The sequence below is a fragment of the uncultured Thiothrix sp. genome (assembly GCF_937873765.1).
In the GTDB taxonomy this organism is placed as follows: Bacteria; Pseudomonadota; Gammaproteobacteria; order Thiotrichales; family Thiotrichaceae; genus Thiolinea.
In genome coordinates this window covers 38,506-59,235 of sequence record NZ_CALMZC010000013.1, presented here as the reverse complement: position 1 = coordinate 59,235, position 20,730 = coordinate 38,506, and the positions used below count along the sequence as shown (strand labels likewise).

General features: G+C 42.3%; 21 protein-coding genes. 11 read left to right on the top strand and 10 right to left on the bottom strand.

The features are described 5' to 3' along the window. Positions 1 to 16: 16 nt before the first annotated feature. Positions 17 to 514 (bottom strand): low molecular weight protein-tyrosine-phosphatase, encoded by a 498-nt coding sequence (locus Q0307_RS02785; RefSeq protein WP_298656152.1) that lies wholly within the window; start codon positions 512 to 514, stop codon positions 17 to 19. A 164-nt stretch (positions 515 to 678) separates the two neighbouring features. After that, positions 679 to 918, bottom strand: a complete 240-nt coding sequence (locus Q0307_RS02780; RefSeq protein WP_298656149.1) for an EamA family transporter — start codon at positions 916 to 918, stop codon at positions 679 to 681. Positions 919 to 1,140: 222 nt separating this feature from the next. On the opposite strand from Q0307_RS02780, the gene Q0307_RS02775 reads away from it, so the two are divergent. After that, positions 1,141 to 2,178, top strand: a complete 1,038-nt coding sequence (locus Q0307_RS02775) for a hypothetical protein (protein WP_298656146.1) — start codon at positions 1,141 to 1,143, stop codon at positions 2,176 to 2,178. A gap of 180 nt (positions 2,179 to 2,358) precedes the next feature. Then, positions 2,359 to 3,435, top strand: a complete 1,077-nt coding sequence (locus Q0307_RS02770) for an acyltransferase (protein ID WP_298656143.1) — start codon at positions 2,359 to 2,361, stop codon at positions 3,433 to 3,435. Here the strand turns inward: Q0307_RS02770 and scpB are convergent. From scpB to Q0307_RS02745, 5 genes are all read right to left on the bottom strand, one after another. Then, positions 3,402 to 3,932, bottom strand: a complete 531-nt coding sequence (gene scpB, locus Q0307_RS02765; RefSeq protein ID WP_298656140.1) for an SMC-Scp complex subunit ScpB — start codon at positions 3,930 to 3,932, stop codon at positions 3,402 to 3,404. The two genes, Q0307_RS02770 and scpB, sit on opposite strands and share 34 nt — an antisense overlap. Next, entirely contained in the window at positions 3,929 to 4,678 is a 750-nt protein-coding gene (locus Q0307_RS02760; RefSeq protein WP_298656138.1) for a ScpA family protein, read from the bottom strand. The genes scpB and Q0307_RS02760 overlap by 4 nt, the downstream gene beginning before the upstream one ends. A gap of 66 nt (positions 4,679 to 4,744) precedes the next feature. Further along, positions 4,745 to 5,965, bottom strand: a complete 1,221-nt coding sequence (locus Q0307_RS02755; RefSeq protein ID WP_298656135.1) for a tryptophan--tRNA ligase — start codon at positions 5,963 to 5,965, stop codon at positions 4,745 to 4,747. A 12-nt stretch (positions 5,966 to 5,977) separates the two neighbouring features. Beyond that, a complete protein-coding gene (locus tag Q0307_RS02750; protein WP_298656132.1) occupies positions 5,978 to 6,652 on the bottom strand; it encodes a site-2 protease family protein in 675 nt (224 codons plus the stop codon). Position 6,653: 1 nt separating this feature from the next. Further along, positions 6,654 to 7,280 carry an L-threonylcarbamoyladenylate synthase gene (locus Q0307_RS02745; protein ID WP_298656129.1) on the bottom strand — a complete coding sequence of 209 codons (627 nt, stop codon included), beginning with the start codon at positions 7,278 to 7,280 and terminating at the stop codon, positions 6,654 to 6,656. A 147-nt stretch (positions 7,281 to 7,427) separates the two neighbouring features. Between Q0307_RS02745 and Q0307_RS02740 the strand changes: the two genes are divergently transcribed. From Q0307_RS02740 to Q0307_RS02715, 6 genes are all read left to right on the top strand, one after another. Further along, positions 7,428 to 8,051 carry a septation protein A gene (locus Q0307_RS02740; RefSeq protein ID WP_298656124.1) on the top strand — a complete coding sequence of 208 codons (624 nt, stop codon included), beginning with the start codon at positions 7,428 to 7,430 and terminating at the stop codon, positions 8,049 to 8,051. 1 nt (position 8,052) lies between these two features. Continuing rightward, positions 8,053 to 8,352 carry a YciI family protein gene (locus tag Q0307_RS02735; protein WP_298656119.1) on the top strand — a complete coding sequence of 100 codons (300 nt, stop codon included), beginning with the start codon at positions 8,053 to 8,055 and terminating at the stop codon, positions 8,350 to 8,352. Positions 8,353 to 8,381: 29 nt separating this feature from the next. Further along, positions 8,382 to 9,359, top strand: a complete 978-nt coding sequence (locus tag Q0307_RS02730; RefSeq protein WP_298656114.1) for a peptidylprolyl isomerase — start codon at positions 8,382 to 8,384, stop codon at positions 9,357 to 9,359. A 113-nt stretch (positions 9,360 to 9,472) separates the two neighbouring features. Then, complete coding sequence (locus Q0307_RS02725) at positions 9,473 to 10,513, top strand: folate-binding protein (protein WP_298656111.1); 1,041 nt, start codon at positions 9,473 to 9,475, stop codon at positions 10,511 to 10,513. A 197-nt stretch (positions 10,514 to 10,710) separates the two neighbouring features. Then, positions 10,711 to 11,091, top strand: a complete 381-nt coding sequence (locus tag Q0307_RS02720; RefSeq protein WP_298656107.1) for a hypothetical protein — start codon at positions 10,711 to 10,713, stop codon at positions 11,089 to 11,091. Continuing rightward, positions 11,091 to 11,690, top strand: a complete 600-nt coding sequence (locus Q0307_RS02715; protein ID WP_298656103.1) for a hypothetical protein — start codon at positions 11,091 to 11,093, stop codon at positions 11,688 to 11,690. The genes Q0307_RS02720 and Q0307_RS02715 overlap by 1 nt, the downstream gene beginning before the upstream one ends. A gap of 52 nt (positions 11,691 to 11,742) precedes the next feature. Here the strand turns inward: Q0307_RS02715 and Q0307_RS02710 are convergent, their stop codons facing one another. Beyond that, on the bottom strand, positions 11,743 to 12,783 hold the full coding sequence (locus tag Q0307_RS02710) for an isocitrate/isopropylmalate family dehydrogenase (protein WP_298656100.1): 1,041 nt from the start codon (positions 12,781 to 12,783) through the stop codon (positions 11,743 to 11,745). A gap of 253 nt (positions 12,784 to 13,036) precedes the next feature. Here Q0307_RS02710 and aceK point away from each other — a divergent pair, with 253 nt between their 5' ends. From aceK to Q0307_RS02695, 3 genes are all read left to right on the top strand, one after another. Beyond that, a complete protein-coding gene (gene aceK, locus Q0307_RS02705) occupies positions 13,037 to 14,779 on the top strand; it encodes a bifunctional isocitrate dehydrogenase kinase/phosphatase (RefSeq protein ID WP_298656098.1) in 1,743 nt (580 codons plus the stop codon). A 253-nt stretch (positions 14,780 to 15,032) separates the two neighbouring features. Next, positions 15,033 to 15,932 (top strand): AbiJ-NTD4 domain-containing protein, encoded by a 900-nt coding sequence (locus tag Q0307_RS02700; RefSeq protein WP_298656096.1) that lies wholly within the window; start codon positions 15,033 to 15,035, stop codon positions 15,930 to 15,932. 309 nt (positions 15,933 to 16,241) lie between these two features. After that, the gene (locus tag Q0307_RS02695) at positions 16,242 to 16,853 is read left to right on the top strand and encodes an FxLYD domain-containing protein (protein ID WP_298656094.1); all 612 of its coding nucleotides are present in this window, start codon (positions 16,242 to 16,244) and stop codon (positions 16,851 to 16,853) included. A 92-nt stretch (positions 16,854 to 16,945) separates the two neighbouring features. On the opposite strand, the gene Q0307_RS02690 is transcribed toward Q0307_RS02695, so the two are convergent. Together Q0307_RS02690 and Q0307_RS02685 are read right to left on the bottom strand one after the other, a co-directional pair. Next, on the bottom strand, positions 16,946 to 18,952 hold the full coding sequence (locus tag Q0307_RS02690) for a hypothetical protein (protein ID WP_298656091.1): 2,007 nt from the start codon (positions 18,950 to 18,952) through the stop codon (positions 16,946 to 16,948). Positions 18,953 to 19,422: 470 nt separating this feature from the next. Then, positions 19,423 to 20,556, bottom strand: a complete 1,134-nt coding sequence (locus tag Q0307_RS02685) for a hypothetical protein (protein ID WP_298656088.1) — start codon at positions 20,554 to 20,556, stop codon at positions 19,423 to 19,425. Between the last annotated feature and the right edge of the window lie 174 nt (positions 20,557 to 20,730).

Genomic DNA, 20,730 nt, shown 5'->3' with positions numbered 1-20,730 from the left:
AAAGTCTATAGAGCGGTTAGTTAACTGGCCGCTCTAATTGATGGGTACGGATTAAGTGCTCTAGCAAACCCTCTGAGGCGTCTTCAATCATATCCAATACACGCTCGAATCCTTGCGATCCGCCATAATAAGGATCAGGTACTTCGCGTTCCCGCCAACGACTGGCAAACTCCATGAAAAGCTGCAAGTTCTTTGCCTGTTGGGCTTGTGCAAAGCGCTGTAAAGCTTGCAGATTATGCAAATCCATTGCTAAAAAATAATCGAAATCGCTGAAATCAGTCGTTTGTACTTGGCGCGCCCGTTGTTTAGACAGATCAACACCCCGTCCTAAGGCAGCTTGCTGGGAGCGGCTATCGGGCTGATGACCAATGTGATAAGCATGCGTACCTGCTGAATCTATGCGAATCACTTCAGCCAAACCTGAGCGCTGCACTAGGCTTTCAAATACACCCTGCGCAGTAGGCGAGCGGCAGATATTCCCCATGCAAACAAACAACACACTGACTTGTTTCATTCGATCACTCCTTGCTAGGGCTTGCTTAAACTGCAAGCGTCAACACCTCAGTGTAGAATACTAACAAAAACTATCCGACTTCGGCGAAAACCCTCAATGTTGATGATGAGCATCCGGATAGTGTGCGTGCGTATGGGTAAGCGGTTCGTTAAGCAACACAATAGCTAAGACAGCGCCAAAAAACGGGGGCGACTGCAAAATAAGCCCCCGTGCGTGCGCTGCCTAAATGCCTTAAGCCCACAATAAATCAATAAACCCAAGCCTGAACCTAAATACAACAGACCCGCCAATAACCAAGGATTGAGCACGCCTAGTAAAAGTTTAGCTAAAGGTGTACTCGCACCAAATAAGATTGCCGCAGTTAAAGCCGCCAGAACCCCGGGAACTTTGTGAGAATTTACCAATATGCTTTGCCTGCTTTATCTTGAACGCTTGGCCTTAAAGTTTAGCATTATCCCTGCCTAACAGACCAAACGCTTAAATCTGCTTATTTTTGGAGCAAAAAAACTAGCTTCTTCTATTGATTATATAAATTTATTTTGTATAAAAATTATTTGCTATAAGACCTAAAAAGAGAACTGTATTATCATAGAAAATATTAATCACAATAAAGTATGGGCTAAAAAATGAAAAATCTAAGTGTGCTAGCTGCGCTGTTCGTGCTGACTGGTTGTACGGTTGTGCCTATTCCCCTCAATACGGCCTTATTACCCGGTTTAGTACCTCAATCACCACCGACTCATCGATTTTTACAGACTGAAGTTGGTATGCCAGTTTTACCTGACCCTGATGTTAGAACCACCATTGTACCGCCACAACTTAACCCAACGGCTACCATCAGTAATACCTTACCAACAATAACGCCTCCCATTCCAGATAACACCAACAACTTACCTCCAATTACCACTAATCTAAATGCTCCTGCTCAGGAGATGAGCGCGATTGGTGAGCGCATTTTCCGCAATGAAACTAATGGCGATGCTGCCAAATTATTACGCTGGAACTCCAAAGGTAACTTCGCCGATTTAGGCATTGGTCATCTCGTTTGGTACCCAGTCAATCAACGTGGCAACTACGCTGAAACCTTCCCCAGTTATTTAAAGTATGTACAAAGTAAAAATGTACCTGTACCAACTTGGTTAGCGAATCGCCCGAGTGAAGGTGGGCCTTGGGCAAATAAAGCAGCATTTGAGCGTGCTAAAGGTGATCCACAAATGCGCGAGTTAGCTAAATTCTTAGAGAAAACCGTAGGCTTACAAGCTGCTTTTATGACTGAACAACTACGCAGAAATATGCCTGCGATGGCACAAACTTTGCCACCACCCTATCGTCAAGCAGCCTTAAATAATTTCCAAGTTATGGAAAAAACTCCCGGTGGCCTATATCCAGTCTTGGACTATATGATCTTTCAAGGTGCTGGCACCGGCAGCACTGAACGCTATAACGGTCACGGTTGGGGTTTATTGCAAGTGCTCTTAAATATGGAAAATGTGCAACCGGGAGCAAATGCTTTAGCTGAATTCATGCGCTCTGCCGGTGACTCCATTACCCATCGCGTTGCGGCAGCACCTGCTGACAGACATGAGGCACGGATGCTTGCGGATTGGCAAACCCGCGTGCGTACTTACAAAGTACCAACACGGCTTGGAGTAGCTAGCCAATAAGAATTCAGCCTCTTACACTCTTTAACTTTTCTATTTGAGGTCAAATAAAGGTTGACCTCCTCCTCCAAGACTCTAATTTCACACCGCTCACAAGCTAATCTGAGCCTTTAATAGCTAAAAACCCAATTGAGGCTGAAAACTTAACTAAGTTAATTCCATAGGCTCGGCTGAGGACTTAGCGTGCAACAGCGTGTAAATGAAATTGATCTATTGCGCTTCATAGCTGCACTAGCAGTAGTCTTTTTCCATTATGCCTTTCGTGGTTATGCGGCTGATGATTTAAGTCTTCTTCCCTATCCGCTCCTTGCATCTTGGGCTAAGTATGGCTACTTAGGGGTGGAGCTATTTTTTATGATTAGCGGCTTCGTAATTTTAATGACTGCGACTCACTCGAATGTGCAGCACTTTATTATTTCCCGTGCTACCCGCCTTTACCCTGCTTTTTGGGTCGCTTGTACTTTTACCTTCTTAACAACTCTTTGGCTAGGTGCGCCACGTTTTATGACTAGCTTTAGTGAATACTTGGGAAATCTGACCCTACTCGGCGAGTTTTTAGGCTTTACTGCTATGGACGGCTCTTATTGGTCGCTGTTTATTGAATTACGCTTTTACTTATTAGTCTTTTTGCTCTTGCTAATCGGGAAACTGAAATACGTACAAATGCTATTAGTTGCTTGGTTAACGGTGAGTTTCTTCCTAGAAATCAGACCTATTAGCAGCTTGCGCTATGTATTCATCACTGATTATGCAGCATTTTTTATCGCTGGGGCGACCTGCTTTCTGATTTGGTCTGAATCACTTTCCTTACACACAGGACTGCTCTTACTCAGCGCTTGGGCTTTGTCCGAATATGAAACCTTGCACCTGCTACCTAGCATGGAAGAACACTATAAAACCTCATTCAATCGTCTTACTATTATTGGTATCATTACTGGCTTTTTTATAGTTGTATTTTTAATCGCTCAACGCTGGACAGGATTTTTTACAAATAAGCACTGGTTAAGACTAGGTGCACTCACTTATCCCCTCTATCTCATTCATCAAAATATCGGTTACATGATTTTTAATAAGCTCTATGCAAGCATTAATTCTCATCTGTTATTTTGGGGTACTATAGCCTTGATGCTGCTAGTGGCTTATGGAATGCATATATTGTTTGAGAAGAAAATGGCTAAGAACTTGCGTAATTTTCTTGAGCTTCTATTAGTCCACAAGTCAAATACTTACATCCCTAACTCCTTTAACTCCCCTAACTGAGGTAGGTCTTCTAGTGATTTTAAATTGAAATAATCCAAAAACTGCTTAGTGGTTCCCAGTAGTTCAGGTCGACCGGGGACCTCTTTATGCCCCAATACCCGAACCCATTCGCGCTCAAGCAAAGCTCTCAGCACATTAGCATTGACGGCTACCCCACGAATCTCTTCGATTTCTGCGCGTGTAATCGGTTGACGCCAAGCAATTAAAGCCAAGGTTTCTAGGAATACCCGCGAGTATTTGGATACTTTCTCTTCCTGATGCCTGCTAACCCATGGGCTATAAACTAGCTTAGTTTGTAAACGGTAACCACTGGCGGTTTCAATTAGCTCAAAACTACGTCCTTGAGTTTGCTCAGCTAATTGCTTTAACCCCTGCTTGAGGCTTGCCTTATCAATCACTTGCTCTTCAGCAAAAAAGGTGGCGAGCTGCTCTAAGCTGAGTGGTTTATTAGCAGTAAGCAAAATGGCTTCTAGAATCAAAGCTAGCTCAGTACTCATGCAGACTCCGCTGCTGCCAAACGAATCCATAAAGGTGCATAAACCTCATCCGTTTGAGTCACTTCAATGAGCTGCGCTTTCAATAACTCCAAAATCGCCATTAGACTCACTACCACTCCACGCCTCCCCTCCTCAAGCGTAAATAGCTCACTCAATGCGACTATAGGTTTAGACTGTAATGCCAGCAAGACCTTAGTCATACGCTCCCGAATAGATAAAGGCTCACGCTGAACTTGATGACTTTTGAATTGAGCAGCACGTTTAAGGACTGTTTGGAAAGCGAGGAGTAACTCCTTTAACTCCACTTCAGGCAAGGGCTTATCCTGCTTAGCTAGCTCTACCGCCGTTTGTACTTGCCAATGCTCGCGCTCTAAACGTGGGAGTTGATCTAAGGCTTCTGCTGCTTGTTTACATTGCTCATAGTCTTGCAAACGTTTAACTAATTCAGCTCGCGGATCATCTTCTTCCAGTCTTTGATTGAAGCATGGTAATAACAAGCGTGATTTGATTTCCGCTAGCAAGGCTGCCATCACTAAATATTCTGCCGCTAAATCTAGACGAAACTCTTTCATCAGCTCCACATAATCCATGTATTGGCGCGTGATTTCGGCAATGGGAATATCACGAATATCTAGATTTTGCCGTTTAATTAAATACAGCAATAGATCCAATGGCCCTTCAAATGCATCCAGAATGATTTCCAAAGCATCGGGGGGGATATAGAGATCATCAGGAAAATGATGCACGGGTTCCCCTCGCACTAAGGCAAGGGGCAACTGATGGAGCAAAGGAATCAAGCCGTTAAGCCAGCCTTAATTGTGGTGAGTGAAGTGAATCGCTGCAAACACATCGCGCATAGTTTCACGTGCGACTTCACGTGCCGCCTCTGATCCTTCGCGCAGCACTTTACGCACGCGCTCACGATCATTTTCGTATTCAGCCGCCCGCTCTTGAATCGGCTTCAGCTCTTCTTGTACACCCATAATCACCGGACGTTTGCAATCAATACAGCCAATCCCAGCAGAGCGACAACCTTCTTGCACCCACTGACGAGTAGATTCATCGGAATACACCTGATGCAATTGCCAGACAGGACAGTGCTCAGGATTCCCCGGATCAGTACGGCGCACTCGTGCTGGATCCGTTGGCATAGTACGGATTTTTTTCTCTACATCTTCAGGGGCTTCACGCAAAGAGATTGTATTGTGATAAGACTTCGACATCTTCTGCCCATCTAAACCGGGCATTTTCGACTCTTTGGTTAAAGCCGCTTGTGGTTCGGGCAGAATAATCTTGCCAGTCCCTTCTAAATAACCAAACAAACGCTCACGATCACCTAAAGAAATATTTTGTTGCCCTTCTAACAAGGCACGTGCTTTCTCTAAGGATTCAGCATCCCCGCGCTCTTGATAGGCTTTACGTAAGTCACGATATAGTTTAGCGTTTTTCTTACCCATTTTATCGGCCGCTTGCTCGGCTTTTTCTTCAAAGCCCGGCTCACGTCCATATAAATGATTAAAGCGTCGCGCAACCTCACGCGTCAGCTCAATATGCGCCACTTGATCCTCACCCACTGGCACTAAATCAGCTTTGTAGATCAAAATATCCGCCGATTGCAGGAGTGGATAACCCAAAAAGCCATAAGTTGCCAAATCTAAATCACGCAACTTTTCTTGCTGATCTTTATAGGTCGGAACTCGCTCCAACCAACCTAAAGGCGTAATCATCGAGAGCATTAAATGCAATTCGGCATGCTCAGGCACATGGGATTGCACAAACATAGTCGCGGCACTTGGACTAATTCCGGCTGCGAGCCAATCAATTGCCATATCTTCAACGTTGCGCGCAACTTCATAGGGGGATGCGTAATGGGTGGTTAAAGCATGCCAATCCGCCACGAAGAAAAAGCACTCGTGATTAAGTTGCATATCCACCCAATTTTTCAGCACACCATGATAATGCCCAAGATGTAACTTACCTGTGGGGCGCATCCCCGAAACGATTCGCTGATTCTGCAATGGCGTTGTATTCACGTCCGCAATCCTTTAAAGAAAAATACCTGCAATGAAAGAGTACAGTGCACCAATGATAGGCCCAATCACTTTATCCAGCACACCGAAGTATAACAAGGCAATCACTAGCAAAAAGCCATAAGGCTCTACACGATCTAAAGCATTGGCTAGATTTCTAGGTACAAAACCGCTTAAGACTCGCCCACCATCTAAGGGAGGAATGGGCACTAAATTCAGTACCATCAAAATCAAATTAAACACTAAGCCAATTTGCGCCATTGTCAAAAAGCCTGAAGCAATCGCCTCATCAGGGATGACCGCCGCAAACATCGTAAACATGATCGCCCAGAAGATGGCCATGAGGAAGTTCGCCAAGGGTCCACCTACCGCAATAATCGCCATATCACGGCGTGGCTGTTTGAGATTACGCGTATTCACAGGGATTGGCTTAGCCCATCCAAAGGCAAAAGGAGTACCTGTGGTAGCAAGAGAAAAAACCAACATGCCAATGGGTAATACGACCGTACCTATGGGGTCAATATGCTTGAGCGGATTCATCGTTAAGCGCCCCAGCATTTTTGCCGTACTATCGCCTAATTTATTGGCAATCCAACCATGTGCCACTTCATGTAAAGTGATTGCAAATAATACAGGAATCGCGCCTGCTGCAATCAAAAAGATAATGCGCTCAAAATCCATGCCTTCCATATTAATGCTCCACTAGCCAATCAATGTCCCCTTTGCCTTGGCGAAGAATAGCTGGACGTTCACCGGTTAAATCAATCACCGTGGTGGGATCATGCCCGCAAAACCCACCATCCATGACTAAATCCACTTGATGTTCGAGATAGACCCGAATTTGATAGGGGTCTGTCATTGGTAAGTCTTCATCCGGAAGAATCAAGGTACTAGAAACTAAAGGCGCATTCAGTTCTTGTAGGAAAGCTTGCGCGACGACATGATCTGGAATGCGAATCCCAATCGTTTTACGTTTAGGATTTTGTAAGCGACGCGGAACCTCACGCGTGGCTTTTAAAATAAAGGTATACGCACCCGGTGTTAAGGTTTTTAAGAGACGGTAATTAATATTATCTACTTGCGCATAATGCGAGATTTCGGATAAATCGCGACAGAGCAGTGTGAAATTATGCTTATCATTCAGCTGACGAATCCGCTGGATGCGCTCCATCGCTGTTTTGTCGTCTAACAAACAACCGATAGCATAACTAGAGTCAGTCGGGTAAACTACCACCCCACCATCGCGTACAATATCAACAGCCTGCCGAAGTAGACGCTTTTGCGGATTTTCCGGGTGAATTTGAAAATATTGGCTCATGTGGGCAGTGTTGTTATCGTTTAAAAAAGCAGGATTTTACAGGTTAATGCTAAGAAATACAGTGCAAGCCGTGGCTTAAGCCTCCTCTGCATTCAATAAAATGATGGTTATGACCTTAAAACTGCATCCAGTAAAGATTCAAGCATTATGAAGTTTTTCTTTGATTTTTTCCCTGTTTTGCTATTTTTTTTAGCCTACAAGTTTTTTGGCGATATGCCACCCGCTTTGATTGCGGCTGCGAATCAAATTCCGTTTGTGGATTTATCCCAAACTGAACCTAAACACGCGATTTTATTTGCAACCTTAGTGATTATCCTAGCTACCATCGTGCAAAACATTATGCACTATGTGTTTTATAAGCGCTTCGAGCGCATGCACTTGATTTCTTTAGGGATTCTTCTGGCTTTTGGTAGCTTAACTCTAGTCCTGAAAGATTCTGCTTTTATCCAATGGAAAGTGACGGTTTTCAATTGGATTTTTGCTCTAGTCTTCATTGGTAGTGAATACGTGGGTAACCGTAAGCCACTCGTAGAGCGGATGATGTCTAGCGCTATGCAAGTCCCCTCACAAATATGGACAAAAGTTAATTGGATGTGGGCTGGATTTTTTGTTTTTATTGGTGTGCTGAATCTAGTAGTTGCTTATAATTTCAGCGAAGCGATTTGGGTGGACTTTAAACTATTTGGGATTCTAGGGCTGACTTTGGTCTTTGTGATCGCGCAAGCCTTCTATCTGCAACGGCATGTGATTGAAACCAGCAAGGAACCCTAAAATGTTATATGTGATTATTGGCGAAGATCATCCATACAGCTTAGCGAAACGTTTAGCTGCACGGCCTGCTCATCTTGAGCGTCTACAAGCCCTACAAGCTCAAGGACGTTTAATCCTCGCAGGCCCTAATCCTGCGATTGATAGTAATGATCCGGGCGAAGCGGGTTTTACGGGCAGCATCATTATTGCTGAATTTGAATCATTAACTGCAGCACAAGCTTGGGCCGATGCCGACCCCTATATAGCTGCAAGCGTTTACCAACAGGTAAGCGTTAAACCTTTTAAAAAAGTTTTACCATAAGAGCCTATTGTTTAAGGAAATTGATAAAGATGCGAATCATAACTAACACATTAATCGCAAGCAGTTTAATTGGGCTGGTGCTGGGTCTAAATACAGTCAGTGCGGAAGATACTAAACCAGCGGCGGCAGCAACTACGACGGCTGCACCTGCCATGGCAGCGCCGGCTGCTAGCACTGAAGCTAAACCAGCCGGTGCTGATGAAATTGTTGCGATTGTGAATGGTGTGGATATTAAGCGTGATACCCTCAACACCTTAATGGATATGGCCAAGCGCTCTGGCGCTGGTGACCAAGTTGACGAAAAAACCATGCTCGAAGACTTAGTGGTTACCGAGTTGGCTCGTCAAGAAGCGAACAAATCGGGTTTAGCTGAGCGTGAAGATGTTCAAGAAAAATTGAATAATTTCAAAGACAAATTAGTACTGAACACTTGGATGCAAGAAAAAGCGGCTGCTTTAAACATCAGTGATGATGAACTTAAAGCAGCTTATGATAAAGCCACTTCGCAAATGTCTAAAAGCGAATATAAAGCGCGTCATATCCTAGTGAAAACTAAAGACGAAGCTAAAGCTGTTTTAGATGAACTCAAAGCGGGCAAGGATTTCGCTGATTTAGCTAAAGCTAAATCCACTGATACGTCTGCGCAAATGGGTGGCGATTTAGGCTGGTTCAAAACTGATAGCATGGTAAAACCTTTTGCTGAAGCCGTTGCTGCGATGGAACCCGGTCAAACCAGCACTGAACCCGTTGAAACTCAATTTGGTTGGCATGTCATCAAATTGGAAGAAAAGCGGGATGTGAAACTGCCTGAGTTAGAAAACATGAAGCCACAGCTCAAACGTCAAATTGAGCAAGAAAAAATGATGGCTTATATGAAAGACTTGCGTGCTAAAGCAGATGTTAAAGTTTTATTGAAAGAGGAAGCTAAACCAACTGCTGAAGCACCTAAAGAAGAAGCTAAAGAGGCAACTCCAGCCGCTGCTGCTGAACCTGCTAAAACTCAGTAATTACTTTGAGTTCTACTCCCTGATCTGATCCCTTGTTAGATCGGGGAGTTCTCGACATTTTTTGCTAGCCGCGCTACCGTTTTAAGCATGAACAATAACGAGAGGCCGCGCATATGAAGCCAGAATGGAAAAGCTTTCTGATTGAACAAGGTGCCGAATTCGACGGCTCTACCCTCCTACATTTCGGCAACCCCGAACGTGAACGCCGAATTCCTCCTCAAGGTGCGGTGCTTTGTGATCTGTCCCATCAAGGTTTGCTTAGAGCTAGCGGCTCCGATGTGACTGCTTTTCTGCAAGGCCAACTGAGTAATGATATTAATCAAGTTACCGAAACTCGGGCGCAACTTAGCTCTTATAGCTCACCTAAAGGCCGTGCCTATACCACCTTCCAAATTATGCAGCGCCAAGGGGTTTATTATTTAGCACTCTCTAGCGATGTTTTAGAGGCGGTACTCAAACGTTTACGCATGTTTATAATGCGCTCCAAAGTCTCTTTAGAAGATGCGCGCGAAAGTGTGGTGCATTTTGGCTATGCCGATCCACAAGGGGAACAACGCTTAAAAGCAGCATTAGGTAAGTTTCCCGAACAGAACTTAGATGTGGTACAAGTGGGTAACCTGACGATTGTACGCCAAGCCGCTAGCGTGCCACGGTTTGAAATTTATGGTGAATTAGATGATGCCCGCCAACTGTGGAACCGCTTGAATGTCCATGCGGCTGCAGTTGGCTCTGCGGCTTGGGATTATTTTGATATTGAAGCAGGTATTCCTAAAGTCACTGCAGCGAGTATGGAAGCTTGGGTTCCACAGATGATTAATCTGCATTTGATTGATGGGATTAACTTCAAAAAAGGCTGTTTCCCCGGTCAAGAAGTGGTAGCACGCTTAAAGTACTTAGGCAAGAACAAACGCCAAATGTATCGAGTTGCGATTGATGGGGTAAATCAACCAGCAGTTGGGGCAAAGATCCACGATGCTCATGGTGAAGAAGCCGGTGAAATTTTAAACTCCGTGCTTAGCCCTAGTGGAGATCATATTGAGGCTTTAGTCGTTCTGAAAATCGCTTCGGCGGAACAAGCTTTGAATTTGGCTAGAGCAAAAGTGCGCTTATTGCCCTTGCCTTATAACTTAGAGAGCGGGGTTGATCACTTATAAAAGGAAATAACCATGAACAGCCCAATCACTTTACCTCTCAGTGGTCTGAATTGGAAAATTCCGTTTATAGACTAAATTCACGTTCATCCATAAACAGCATCCACTCATCCTTTTAAGCAAATTAATAAGTAATTATCGACTTTTACTTTTTAAAAAAAATTCAAAGGTACTTATCAAACCAGATTGGATAATTAATCATGGGTGAATCAATCGGCTTTATTGGGACGTGTAAACCAAATTTAAATAAATCACCATCATACATCAATGGCGAAAAACATTGTTATTATGATTGTAATCTTAAGTTTGGAAAGGAAGATGATTTTAATCAATGGAATTCAGAAAATAGAAAAGCCATCTTATTAAGTAATTTCTTTGATATTGGAACTAAATCTTCTAGCATTGCTGATTTTGGGCAACCTGCTTGCTTTGGTCAAATTACAGAGCTGAATAACAGCTTCACTCCCGCATTACCAGAAGCAAAATCAATTGCGTTCACTGTTGACTCTCGAGATTTAAAAGAAAATCCAGAAAGGCCCGTTACTTGTGTAATAAATAAACTACTTAATGGAATAAACTAATGAAGCCCATTATTTGCTTTTTATTACTTCTTAGTATTCAAAATTCAAGTTCTGCTAACTCCATAGAATGCAAAGGTAAACTAGCCAAAAACCTAGCTCTTGAAATATATAGATTTGACACGATAAAAAGTGATCCCTCAGCAAAAGAGCTATTAGCTAGTCATGATCATTACTCCGATCCAACTTCGCTCTCTTGTGAGGTCACTCAAGTGAATGAAAACAATACCCTGCTTTCATTGAAATGGGATCAGGGAGAAATTCAAATAAATAGCTACGATCCTAATTTTTCATTTATTAGTTTTGGAAGCCATAATCAAGCTAATACTAAAAGCACTCTTACACAAGATCAAAAAATTTTGATTTATACAAAACCAGAACCTAATACTAGCTATCAAAAACTAATCACTGCCACAATTAGCTCAAGAGAAAATATAAGTCGTTTTTTTATGACTCGATATACTTATCCATCTAAAAAAAATGAATCTCAAAACATTATTATCATTTGGAATGAGCTTAATGATACTAAAAACAATCCAACTCAATATCTTTTAGGCTTTAAGTATATCAATCCTTTTTTTACTCATTTAGAGAATAAATAAAAAAACGCACTCAAGAGGTGCGTTTGTTCTATCTCTCAAGCAATGCAAAGCATTACAGGAAAGACTTCATCCGGTCGATAACGACTTGGGTGAATTCATCCGTATTCAACTTACCTTTCAGATCACGTGTACACTCGCCCGCTTCAATCGCACTTAACAAACCTAAGCGTAAAGCATGACCTAAGTCATAGCGATCAACATGGTCTAATAACATACCGAAGGCTAATAAAACTGCTGATGGATTCGCAACATTTTTACCAGCGATATCCGGTGCAGTACCGCCTGCAGGATCAAACATCGCAATATCAACGCTATAGTCATCATTGAACGAATAGTTACCGCTTGCGCCAGTACCTAAACTACCCACTAGACCACTCGCCATATCCGATAAGAAATCACCGTACTCGTTCAGAGTCACAATCACTTCATAATCTTGTGGCTTCATAATGATTTTCGCGAGCAGTGCGTCAAACAACTCAACATTATGGGGCACATCAGCGTAATCACCACTCACTTTCTTGACGATTTCTTCAAACAGTCCATCAGTAACTTTTTGAATGGTGTGTTTAGAAGAGGAAGTCACTTTGTAGTTGTGCCCACCATAGGTTTGACCTTTTTTACGAGCGAGTTCAAACGCAAAATGGGCTGCTTGCATACAAGGGCGTGTTTCTACCATACGCACAGAGATCGCACTATCTAAGCCAATGCGTTGACCCGGATCATCGTAAGTACCACCGGTAGCAACGCGGATAATGTGCAGATTAACGTTTTCCTTAAAGTTTGAATTGATACCTTTAATGGAAATAACTGGGCGATAAATAACACTGAAGTTTAAGCGGCGACGAATCAGAGCATTCGGGCTACGAGTACGTGTTTCAGTCGGATACTTTAAAGCCAATTTAGTCGCACGCATGGACTCTTCAGCTTCATCAATGGCTGCCATACCCTTTGCTTCACGAGTGGCTACTGACCAATCCACTGGCTTAAAACTAATATTAGCAGGTAAAGCTTCAGCGACTTGATGAATGGATGCTGCGATTTCTGGGCCGATACCATCCCCTAATAATTCGGTGATTTCGATTGTTTTGCTCATTAAAGCTCCTCCTTTGGTGGTAATAACTGAAGACATTGATGAGTGATTTCTGCAGTGCAATATTATACGTGAAACTACAAATTGTCGACAATTGATTCATTTTATATGACTTATTTGGCCTAAAACTCTCAATTTGTCGACAAAAATGCACCGAAACCAATCAATCCATCCTTAAATGCTTCCTAATGAGTAATTGTTGCGGCGCATAGGGTGCTGCTATACCATTTCCGGCAATCTATTTAGGGCAGGCATTATGGAAGCATCTACCGGTCTCAGCCGCAATATCGCCAATACTATTCTCGAAGGCTTTAATCGCCACTTTAGTATCTTTCAACAAATTACCGCCGGTGCACGTGAGCGCTTTGAAAAAGCCGACTGGCATGCGGTGCACGCCTCCTCTCGCGAACGGATTACGCTCTATGATCAACGAATTAGAGAAACGATTACTAAAGTACGCGAACTCTATCGCATTGAAGAGCTAGATGCTGAGCTTTGGAAAGATACCAAACTCTGCTATATGCGCTTACTGTCTTATCACAAACAACCTGAATTAGCCGAAACCTTCTATAATTCGGTGTTCTGCCATCAATTCGATCGCGTTTATTACACGAATGAATTTATCTTTGTGCGCAATGCAATTTCTACCGATTACATCGAATCGACTGATTCAGAGCGAGTGAGCTATCAATGCTACTACCCGAATGAAATTGGCTTAATAGCAGCTATTCGCCAAGTCATTCAACAGGCTGGTTTCACCGCACCGTTTGAAAATCTTGAACGTGATATGCGTAGTATTCGCAAAGCGATTATGAAACGCTTTCGTGGTAAGCTGGCACGTAAAACCCATTTAAACTTTCAACTCAGTGTAATTTGCAGCCCCTTCTTTCGGAATAAAGCGGCTTATATTGTCGGCCACTATATTAATGGGCGCGAAGATGAAGGTTTTGCCTTAGCAGTTCTGAATAATGAACAAGGTCAACTCTATATTGATACTTTGCTTATTGGCGAAAAGCAGTTGTCAATTGTGTTTAGCTATTCACAAGCCTATTTCATGATTGAGCACCAAGTACCGTCTGCCATTGTAGATTTCCTACAAAAGATTCTCCCCGAACGTACTCGCTCAGAACTTTATTCTTCCATTGGTTTACACAAGCAAGGTAAATCTGATTTCTATCGGCATTTTCTGCATCACATGCGCCACTCCAGCGATAAATTTGTGATTGCGCCGGGGATTCGTGGGATGGTGATGATGGTGTTTACCCTGCCCTCTTATCGCTATGTATTTAAAATTATTAAGGACAAGTTCGCCCCCCAAAAAGAATTCACTCGCAAAGTGGTTGCTGAAAAATACCAACTGGTTAAACGCCATGATCGAGTAGGAAGGATGGCAGATATGCTGGAATATTCTGATGTATCTATCCCACAAGATCGGATTCATCCTGATTTACTCAAAGAACTACTCGATACTTGTGCCAGCAGCATGGCGATTGTTGACGGCAAAGTCATCTTCAAACATCTATACATTGAGCGCCGGATGATTCCGCTTAATATGTATTTAGAAACCGCGACCGAAGCACAATTAGAGCGCGTCATTCGTGACTATGGCGATGCGATTAAACAATTAGCCGCAGCAAATATTTTCCCCGGTGACTTTTTATATAAAAACTTCGGTGTCACTCAACTGGGGCGGGTCGTTTTCTATGACTATGATGAAATTAGTTATATGACGGAATGTAATTTCCGCAAAATTCCGCCTCCACGCTTCCCCGAAGATGAATTTAGCTCAGAGCCTTGGTATTCGATTGAACCGAATGATGTTTTCCCTGAAGAATTTGGTACTTTCCTCTTAACTAATCCAAAAATTCGCAAAATCTTTATGAAATACCACAAAGACCTACTCAGCGCTGCCTATTGGCAGAAGAAGAAAGATAATATCCTCAATGGGATTTATGAGGATGTGTTTCCTTATCCTGAGGGGTTGCGGTTTAGGCGGTAATGTTTACAAATTGATATATCCGCTTAGTGAGGCTGACCGGATCGAGTAATCTGTAGAGAGTAAACTGCTTTTACTAAGCCTGTACTAGTAGCTAGAACACTTTAAAAGAGTTTTGGTAGGCCTTTAGGCGCAGTTTGTATAACTATTAATCTTAAATTAACACTAAGTCCAGTATAATGTTGGCAATTGTCATGTCAAATGCAGAGGCATCTACGCAATAAGATAGAGCATCCAAATCAAGAGTTATTATACTATGACATTTGAATATTTTAGTGATAGAGAAAATGGAAAAACTGAAAATACTATTGAGGTTATCTCAGAAAGTGTTTGGAATGGTATTGTCTCAGTTTATAAAAAATTGATTCACAATAATAATCTTTCCTATAACTTTCCCTATCAGTGTAATGATGGTTTAGGAATTTATGCTTGTAATGAAAAAGCACTAGAGCATTCAATTAAAGCAGAGATACCTAATCTACTAATACCTATACAAGAGTTTCAATACTACTCTGACAAATACCCAGATACCTATGATGTTCTGGATTTTTTGGAATTTCTATACAAAAACATTACAGATGTTACGCAAAATAATTATCATAGTTTTTTTAAGCATTACCACTTATCATTTCATGAAAATGGTTTAAGCAAAAAACAATTTATTGAAAACATAAATCTTTTATTAAATAGAAATAGAATTATTTTTTATCTTGATATAAATGGAAAAATACAACGAACTATACCAAGTAGTTTAAAAATAATAGTAGATGGTATCAGACAAAAATCAGAAGACCATAGACTAAATGAATTATTTGAGATGGCATACTCAAAAATAATATTACCAAGACCTTTGCAACGACTAGAAGGATTAGAGAGGCTATGGGACTGTTTCGAGAGACTTAAAACATATTACAATGAGATCAATAAAAAAAAATCAGCAGAAGCCTTGATTGATCATATATGTGGAAATAATATTTTATTTAAAAAATACATGAACTCTGAATTTACTACCCTTACTGAAATTGGAAACAACTTTCAAATTCGTCACTTTGAGAGAGACAAGACACAGATAACTGAAAACCATCATATTGATTATTTATTTTACAGAATGAGTTGCCTTATAAACTTATGTTTAAATAAAATAAACAAATCATAATTAAGAATACCACATTGAGACCCCTTAATAAAATAAATTGATTAAAAACCAACTCCCCCGAAATCATTGAAAAATAAAGACTTAAACTAGCTAAACAATCTAAAAAAGATTAAATATTTTATCTATTATTTACTAAAAATATTTCTATAAATAGAAGGTAAAATTCACAAGTATATAGATAAACTTAAATACTTATAATGCTCTATCCAATTAAAAATTGATAAGTTATTTATCGACGAATGCGATACAGCTTTATCCCCTGTGTTAGCTAATTCAGACATTGAACATCAAACAATAAGGATTTTTTTTATGCTAATCAAGTGCCCTGAATGTACAAAGGACATTTCCGATACAGTCGCAGCTTGCCCACATTGTGGATATACTTTTAAGAGTATACCCCTGATAAATCAATCTAATCCAAAGAAAAAAGTGGCCATCTTCCAGTACGTAGCGATATGCGCTTTGGTGGTAGCTCTTTTTACACCGAAAATACTTATTTCAATTCCATGTTTGGTTTTAATTACTACAGGAATAATTTCTCTTGTCAGAAAAGAACCAAGGTGGTGGCTGTCGTTAATAAGTGTTATCTTTGGACTAGCTATCATCGGCTCTACATCTTCTATTGCAAAGACTGATACAAGCTATATAGACAAGATGCATATCCAAGATTGGCGTTGGGAAAAAGAGGGAAACTACACCTACGTGAGAGGTCGTGTGAAGAATATTGGTGATAGTACAGTCTCATATTTCAAGATCACATCATACTACAAAAATGTATCAGGAGATATTATTGATACTGACTTCACGAACAGTGGTGAACAATTGCAACCTGGAATGGCAAAAGAGTTTGAGATAATGCATAAAGAATCATCAGAATACAAAACAGTCTCTATCGCAATAGATACAGTGCGCACACAATAAATAAAATAGACAAAACAATCCAGAAGAGATAACGCTTAGCTTTCAATCAATAGCAAGGCAGGCCGATAGCCTTGCTAAAACTCGACACAAACTTAAACCTGCGTAACAGCTACCACAAAAACCTTACGATTTTCCTCAGACTGACTCGCTAACACACCTAACAAACTTAAACAGTCTCGTCGTATAGCCTCAGATAGCATGGCATTGCTTGTAATGTTCATAGTATGCAAATAAGTGGCTAACTTATTTGAAAACAGGGATTCATGTGCAGGAAAACTAGCGAGATAAGCCTCTAAAATAGGTGTTTTTCTACGTAAATCATTCAGCAGCCCTTGCGCTAAACCGCTTGCGACTTGAACGAAACTGGGGCGTTTTAAAGGCTGCTTCAAACTCGCTAGTGCCAGACTAAATTTCGGCTCAACAGGTAAGATGACACAAGCACCTAAAGGCAGTTGACCTAAGCTCAACTCACCCTGCGCATTCGTGGTGGCTATATAGTAATTAGCAGTATCAAAAAACAAATTAAAGCTAAGATTCGCACCCACTTTATTTATTCCAGTCACCACTACGCGTGCATCGAAATAAGCTGTTTTAACCAGATTACTCAACGGCTGTGGTTCTAACAAAAACTTCAAGGCTAATTCGCGGCGCTGATTAGCTAAGCCTAAATGCACTAAAGGCTGGACTTGGGCATGCATAATTGCTAAGCGCTTCATCGCAAAGCTGCGAATGGGTGAATGCTCCAAATCGACTAGGCGCATATTCTCAGCAGAACGCGCTTGCCAGGCTTGCAAAGCAGGCTGCAAAAACTTCTCGCCAATAGTTTTTTGTTCAGTACCAACTGCGCCTAAGGGATGATTTTCGGGGCGGCCTTGCATAAATTCTTGCACACGAGTTTTTAGCCAGCTTTCAAGTTGCTGTGCCCCGAAGGGATCAAATTCGCGATATTGCCCAAGCGTTAAACCTGAATAACTAGCCAGATAAGCATGATACCGAAATTCCGTTAAGCCAATACCCAAGCGCCTAAAACTCTCAGGAATTGAGCAGCGCATATCATGGATACCTGCTTCAGTTTGTGTTCCATCTAGGCGCTTAACTTGATTCGGACGCTGCACCGTGATCGGCGCATAGTCTAAAGAGCACTGTTTAGGTTCATGGGCAAAACCTAAAATACACACCACCCCATCATCCGCAATATTGCCGCCAATCCGCGCAGGATACAGATTGATTTTCGGCAGCTCTCCACCCGCTACCTCTTGTAAAATATTGCCCGAAATTTCACAAGCCTCTAACACACCGGCTAAGGAAATCGAATGCGCGCCCTTGGTCGCAATTAGATTGTCGCGAATACAGAGTTGGCGCTGCATCCCGTCGCTGGCAAAAATACCTTGTAAGGGGCCATTCGGAGCACTGATCTGGCAGTTTTGGATGGTGACATTTTCCATAATAGTACCAGCCATTTGATCCGCTAAACGCACATACTGATCACCTTCACGCCGCCCCAAAGCGGGTGGAATCAGTTGAATTGCATCACGATGAGCCTCGGTGTAACTACGTTGATCACTAATTACTAAGCCATCCACCACTACATTATTCGTCCACACCCGCACTGCATCGGTTTGCTCAGGAGTAGTTAGTTGAATGTTGTCTTTGCCTTTGAAAATAGCCAATTGCCCGCTGAATAAGAGTGTTTGTGGAGCGGCAGCAAACTCATCCCAATTGATGCAACTGGCTTGGCTACTTTCCTCATCCAGCATGTATAAATAGTCGCTTTGCTTATCACTAGGGGCAAGGAATAACTCATTGGCAGTCGCTAAAGCTTGTAATTTAGCAGGATATTCAGCCAAGACTTGTTGAGCCTTAGCAGCGCGTTGTTGATAAGCGGCTAAATTAGCCTGCATCGTTGTGATTTTATGCTCAATGTCTGCGGGTGGCTGTGCGGAGTTTTTTAGAGCGTGCAGATTTTGAATATACGCTGGTAAATAATTCGGTGATTGGGGATCAAGATATTTAGCAGTCTGCGCTAAATCCTCATTCGCTTTTTTGAGCTGGCGCATATAATCGGACGCGAGCGTATGCCCTTGAATTGTTTCACTCATCCCCTGCTCCCCCTGTTTAACACTACTTAGCGCTTGAACTTAACCCCTGAGTTGTGGCGACCCCATATTCTCGCGCACACTCAAACAAAGTTCCTCATTTGGATTTACTACCCCTAGTTGCTTTCGCCGTGCGTTAATTGGCAAATAAGATTAGCAGCCCACTAATCTCTAAGCAGTATATCCAATTTACCAGCTATCACTAACTTACCTACAAAGTAAGTAGTAGGTGTCACCTATCCATCTGTTGCGTCATAGAATAAACCAAATTGCATGCCATGAGAGAATAATCTATAGGTCGTTGCTAAAACTTGGCAAGAACCCCCATCTCAGTAGAGGAGCGAGGCGGGACTTATCATTTGTCTGGTAGTACCGCCTTGTAGTTTATCAGTCGCCCACAGCACACCTTTCACCTGTTGCATAAACTAAGTTATACGCCTCACAGGCTGAGTAATCTTTTAGGTTAGCCCAGTTTAAGGGCCACAAATCGGCTTGTTAAACGCATTCACCACCCCTAAGACACCCGTGGGATCAAAATCAGCCACCGAGGGAACTAACTGAGTAAAGTCAAACTCACCTTTCTCGTAAACATCCAGCATATTGTTAGCATACATATCGATATTTGCGGGCTGCTCTAACCAAGAGGCCATGTCTTGAGCCTTTCTGACATTCTTTTGTCGTTGTAACCATTGGCGAGTTTTTAGAACCTGCTGTTTAGCTTGGTCACGTAACTGATTCTTGGCTTGCGTCGTGAGGTTTTTTTGTACCGATTTACCCCCCAATTTAGCGGCTTTAATACCCGAATTACCGGCCCCTGCAGTGGTTACCAATAAAGCCACATTTAAAGCCACCTCAGTACTTGACTGAACCTGCTCTAGAATAGCCAAAGCACAAGCCGCCTCGTCCACACCACAAGCCGCACCACAGTTGACTGGAAAATCTTTCGGGCAGCTCGACCAACACACTGGGCCTACACCCGCTGAGCCTTGTTGACACTGGGGGTAGCACAAACCGCCACTCATGTCTTGCTCCATCCCTACCGGACAATTAGCACCCTTACCAACACCCCGTCCAGAGGATTGCTTAACACAAGAAACACCTGTATCCGTCATACCTGCCGGACAAGTTGGGCTACAGACACAACAACCTACATTACGAAAACCAGTCTTACATTTTGGATAAACAATCGCTCCATTTTTTTCGCAATTTCCACGCCCATTAGCCGCCTCACAACGCTTAAACATGCCCGCATCATTGAGTGGATCACCAAACTCCCAAGGAAAGCCCGCTCCTCGTCCATACGCAGCCGGTTTAGCACACATAGCACCATCATTGCGGAAATTAGTGGGGCAATCTTGCCAGCAAACCGGCCCTACCCCTGTAAAACCTGCTTTACATTTGGGATAACAGAGTAAATTAGCTCCTGTCCGCTCCCAACCACTCGGGCAGGCGGTAGGCACCTGCCCTACACCACGCCCATAGCTATCTTTCCAACAAATGTCTGGCTCAGTATTAGCACCTAAAATTTGGGCAGCAGTAGGACTCATCACCGGATCAGTTGCCCAGCTTAGATTCATCCCGAAGCTGATGAGTAAGCAAATTAGCATAAAGCTAAATCTGCTCTTAATTTGACCTAAGCAGTTGTTATCACGAATGATTGTTGCACTATACATATCAGTTTCCCTCGCTATTTTTAGATTTTTCTACATCTTTCAAGTTAGCAGTCAATCACTCAGCGAACATGATGTTTGTGTACTATGTTTTGAGTATTAACTAGTCTG

Bases quoted from the DNA above. Each gene is read 5' to 3' on its own strand.
- Q0307_RS02785 (WP_298656152.1), bottom strand. From the start codon at position 514: ATGAAACAAGTCAGTGTGTTGTTTGTTTGCATGGGGAATATCTGCCGC.
- Q0307_RS02775 (WP_298656146.1), top strand. From the start codon at position 1,141: ATGAAAAATCTAAGTGTGCTAGCTGCGCTGTTCGTGCTGACTGGTTGT.
- scpB (WP_298656140.1), bottom strand. From the start codon at position 3,932: ATGAGTACTGAGCTAGCTTTGATTCTAGAAGCCATTTTGCTTACTGCT.
- Q0307_RS02750 (WP_298656132.1), bottom strand. From the start codon at position 6,652: ATGGAAGGCATGGATTTTGAGCGCATTATCTTTTTGATTGCAGCAGGC.
- Q0307_RS02745 (WP_298656129.1), bottom strand. From the start codon at position 7,280: ATGAGCCAATATTTTCAAATTCACCCGGAAAATCCGCAAAAGCGTCTA.
- Q0307_RS02740 (WP_298656124.1), top strand. From the start codon at position 7,428: ATGAAGTTTTTCTTTGATTTTTTCCCTGTTTTGCTATTTTTTTTAGCC.
- Q0307_RS02735 (WP_298656119.1), top strand. From the start codon at position 8,053: ATGTTATATGTGATTATTGGCGAAGATCATCCATACAGCTTAGCGAAA.
- Q0307_RS02730 (WP_298656114.1), top strand. From the start codon at position 8,382: ATGCGAATCATAACTAACACATTAATCGCAAGCAGTTTAATTGGGCTG.
- Q0307_RS02725 (WP_298656111.1), top strand. From the start codon at position 9,473: ATGAAGCCAGAATGGAAAAGCTTTCTGATTGAACAAGGTGCCGAATTC.
- Q0307_RS02720 (WP_298656107.1), top strand. From the start codon at position 10,711: ATGGGTGAATCAATCGGCTTTATTGGGACGTGTAAACCAAATTTAAAT.
- Q0307_RS02715 (WP_298656103.1), top strand. From the start codon at position 11,091: ATGAAGCCCATTATTTGCTTTTTATTACTTCTTAGTATTCAAAATTCA.
- Q0307_RS02710 (WP_298656100.1), bottom strand. From the start codon at position 12,783: ATGAGCAAAACAATCGAAATCACCGAATTATTAGGGGATGGTATCGGC.
- aceK (WP_298656098.1), top strand. From the start codon at position 13,037: ATGGAAGCATCTACCGGTCTCAGCCGCAATATCGCCAATACTATTCTC.
- Q0307_RS02700 (WP_298656096.1), top strand. From the start codon at position 15,033: ATGACATTTGAATATTTTAGTGATAGAGAAAATGGAAAAACTGAAAAT.
- Q0307_RS02695 (WP_298656094.1), top strand. From the start codon at position 16,242: ATGCTAATCAAGTGCCCTGAATGTACAAAGGACATTTCCGATACAGTC.
- Q0307_RS02690 (WP_298656091.1), bottom strand. From the start codon at position 18,952: ATGAGTGAAACAATTCAAGGGCATACGCTCGCGTCCGATTATATGCGC.
- Q0307_RS02685 (WP_298656088.1), bottom strand. From the start codon at position 20,556: ATGCTAATTTGCTTACTCATCAGCTTCGGGATGAATCTAAGCTGGGCA.